This is a genomic window from Rhizobium alarense (genome assembly GCF_021555155.1).
In the GTDB taxonomy this organism is placed as follows: Bacteria; Pseudomonadota; Alphaproteobacteria; order Rhizobiales; family Rhizobiaceae; genus Rhizobium_D; species Rhizobium_D alarense.
Map to the genome: position 1 here is coordinate 1 of NZ_JAKGBU010000044.1, position 3,546 is coordinate 3,546.

At 68.7% G+C, this 3,546-nt stretch carries 4 protein-coding genes; 2 read left to right on the forward strand and 2 right to left on the reverse strand.

What is annotated here, in order from left to right; genetic code table 11:
• Together LXM94_RS14650 and ltnD are read right to left on the reverse strand one after the other, a co-directional pair.
• The coding region (locus LXM94_RS14650) for a TIM barrel protein (RefSeq protein WP_235772210.1) at positions 1–375 on the reverse strand (375 nt) is incomplete at its 3' end.
• Position 376: 1 nt separating this feature from the next.
• Complete coding sequence (gene ltnD, locus LXM94_RS14655) at positions 377–1,303, reverse strand: L-threonate dehydrogenase (RefSeq protein ID WP_235772211.1); 927 nt, start codon at positions 1,301–1,303, stop codon at positions 377–379.
• 139 nt (positions 1,304–1,442) lie between these two features.
• Between ltnD and LXM94_RS14660 the strand changes: the two genes are divergently transcribed.
• Positions 1,443–2,444, forward strand: a complete 1,002-nt coding sequence (locus tag LXM94_RS14660) for a LacI family DNA-binding transcriptional regulator (RefSeq protein WP_235772212.1) — start codon at positions 1,443–1,445, stop codon at positions 2,442–2,444.
• 22 nt (positions 2,445–2,466) lie between these two features.
• A partial coding sequence (otnK, locus tag LXM94_RS14665) for a 3-oxo-tetronate kinase (RefSeq protein WP_235772213.1) occupies positions 2,467–3,546 on the forward strand: 1,080 nt, incomplete at its 3' end.

Below are 3,546 nucleotides of genomic sequence, written 5' to 3' on the forward strand. Positions count from 1 at the left end.
GCGCAGGGCATCGAGATAGGCCGCGGCCGCGGCCGGATCCGTGGCCGGAGCCAGGCCGGCCATGACATGAAGGCTCGGCACGTCGAGCGCGCGGGCGTAGTCGAGCGCCGTCGCGACAGAAGCGCGAAAATCCGCCGAGCGGTCCGGCAGGGCTGCAAGTCCGCGCTCCCCCCTTGCCCAGTCACCGGGCGGGAGATTGAAGAGGACCTGGCGCAGGCCTGCGGCGCGCAGCGCCCCGGCGACAACCTCGGCCGGATGCTCGTAGGGGAACAGGAACTCGACCGCCCCGAAGCCCGCCGCCGCCGCCGCGCGGAAACGCTCCAGCAGCGGCAGCTCGTTGAACATCATCGAGAGGTTGGCGGCAAAGCGCGGCATCTCAGCGCTCCCCGCCGGCTTCGGTTCCCATGCCCGGTAGGTTGAGGCCGGAAATGCCGGCGAGCAGGCGCGCGACGGAGGAATCGTCGTCGCGCCCCATGCCGGCCGCCTCCGTCATGACGAAGAGCTGCAGCGCGGCGCTCGTCACCGGCAGCGGAAATTTTTGCTTGCGCCCGAGATCCGAGACGATGCCGAGATCCTTGGTGAAGATCGAAACCGCGCTCATCGGCGTGTAGTCGCCGGAAAGAACGTGCGGGATGCGGTTTTCGAACATCCAGCTGTTGCCCGCCGATTTCGTGATGACGTCGAAGACGCGGGAAATGTCGAGGCCGAGGCTTTTCGCGAAGGTGATCGCCTCGCAGGCGGCCGCGATATGGACACCCGCCAGAAGCTGGTTGACGATCTTGAAGGAGGAGCCGATGCCGACCGCGTCGCCGAGCCGGTAGACGGTCTCGGCCATCGCCTCGAGCGCCGGCTGCGCCGCCGCGAAGGCATCCGGCGAACCGGACCCCATGACCGTCAGACGACCGGCTTCCGCCCTGGCCGCGCCGCCGCTGATCGGGGCATCGAGATAAAGCAGGCCCGCCTCACCCGCCCGCCGCGCGAAATCCTGCGCGTCCTGCGGCGCCATGGTCGGCGAGGCGATGATGACGGCGCCTGGCTTCATTGCCGCCACGGCACCCTCCGCGCCGAACAGCACGCCGTCCGCCTGCGCCGCATTGACGACGACGAGCACGAGGATGTCCGCGCCACGCGCCGCCTCAGCGATGCTTGCCGCCGCCGTTCCGCCGGACGCTTCAAGCGCCGCACATGCATCGGGGTTGATGTCGAAACCGGAAACCGCAAGCCCGCCGCGTGCAAGCGAGCGGGCCATGCCGAGGCCCATCGCGCCAAGGCCGATCACGGCAACCGATTTTGCTGGATTCATCCCCGTCCTCCCATCCGCCGTTCTTATGACAGCGCTAACATAAGGCAGTCAAGCACATTGACGAAAGCCGCGCAAGCAAAATATGTTAGCGCTGTCATCAAGCAGCCCGCCCTGCGCGGCCGTTCCCGAAAGACCGACCATGCCGCCGATCAAACCGACGCTCACCGATGTCGCCCGCCTCGCCGGCGTGAGCGAGATCACGGTGTCGCGGGTCGTGCGCGGCAAGGGACCGATTGCGGCGGAGACGCGGGAACGGGTGCGCCGCGCGGTCGAGACGCTCGGCTACGTGCCGAACCGCGCCGCCGGCACGCTCGCCTCCGCCGCCTCGCTGTTCATCGGCGTCATCCTGCCCTCCATGCACAACATCGTCTTTCCCGAGGTGCTGCGCGGCATCTACGAGGGATTGGCCGGCAGCCCCTACCAGCCGCTCCTCGGCGTGACCGAATACAACCGCGAGAAGGAACAGGAGATCCTCGCCTCGCTGCTTGCCTGGCAGCCGATGGCGATCATCACCGCGGGTTCGGACCACACCGAGACGACCCGCCGGCTGCTTCTTGAAAGCGGCGTGCGGGTCGCCGAACTGATGGACACGGACGGCGATCCGGTCGATCTCGCCGTCGGCTTCTCCCACCGGCAGGCGGGTTACGACAGCGGAAAACATCTGATTTCCCGCGGCTACCGCCGATTCGGCTATGTCGGCCACGACTGGGACGCGGACCGGCGCGCCCGGTTCCGCTACGAGGGCCTCGTCGCGGCGCTGGCCGAGGCCGGCCTGTCGCTTGCCGGCGAAGTGCATGTGGACGGCCCGAGCTCGGCGAAGGCGGGAACGGAGATGCTGGCGAAGCTTCTCGGCGCGGCGCCGGACATCGACGTCGCCGTCTTCGTCAACGACGACATGGCGGTCGGCGGCTATTTCCACTGCCTCTCGGCCGGCATCGCCGTCAAAGACGGCCTGGCACTCTTCGGCTTCAACGGCCTCGACATCGGCCAGGCGATCCCGCTGCCGCTGTCGACCGTGCGCTCCGACCGCTTCCTGATCGGCCGCATTGCCGCCGAGCGGATCATTGCGGAGCCGAAGCGGCCGGCTGAAACGGCGATCGTCGACACGGGCTACGAGATCCTTGAAGGCGCGACGGCCTGAAAGGACGAAAAGGGAGGACGACATGCATATTGGGGCCATAGCCGACGACCTGACAGGCGCGACCGACCTCTGCCTGATGCTCGCACGCGAGGGCATGCGGGTCGTCCAGGTGATCGGCGTGCCGGGTACGGACTTTGACTTCGGCGAGGCCGACGCGGTCGTGGTCGCCCTGAAGTCCCGCACCAATCCGAAGACCGAAGCCGTCGCACAGTCGCTCGCCGCCGCGCGCCGGCTGCGCGACGCCGGGGCGGAACAGCTTTTCTTCAAGTACTGCTCGACCTTCGATTCGACCGACGGCGGCAATATCGGACCGGTCGCGGACGCGCTGCTCGACCTCACGGGTGCCGCGCTGTCGATCGCCTGCCCCGCCTTTCCGGCGAACGGCCGCACCGTCTATCGCGGTCACCTCTTCGTCGGTGACCTGCTGCTCTCCGACAGCCCGATGAAGGACCATCCGCTGACGCCGATGCGCGACGCGAACCTCGTGCGCGTGCTGCAGAAGCAGACCGCACTGCCCGTCGGCCTTGTCGGCTACGAGACCGTGGCAAAGGGCGCGGAGGCGATCCGGGCGGCGTTCGACAGGGCCGCAGACGACGGCAAGCGTATGCTGATCGTCGACGCCGTGACGGACGACCAGCTCCGGGCGATCGGCAAGGCCGCGGCAGGGCTGAGGCTCGTCACCGGCGGCTCGGGCGTGGCGATCGGCCTGCCCGCCAATTTCGGCTTCACGTCGGGCGCCGGGGCCGCACGCCCCTTCCCCGCACCGGTGGGCCGATCGGTCATCATCGCCGGTTCGTGCTCCACCGCCACCCGACGGCAGATCGCGGCCGCCCATGCGGCGGGCATTCCGGCGCTGAAGGTCGATCCGCAGGCAATCGCCGATGGGCGCACGACGGCGGAAGCGGTGGCGAAATGGGTCATCGACAGCGCCCATGCCACGCCTCTCGTCTATTCGAGCGACGACCCGATCGAGGTCGGCAGGGCGCAGGCGGCGCTCGGCCGCGAGCGGGCAGGCGAACTGGTCGAACACCTGCTCGCCACCGTCGCCGTTCGGCTCAGGGATTCAGGCTTCCGCCGCTTCGTCGTCGCCGGAGGCGAGACC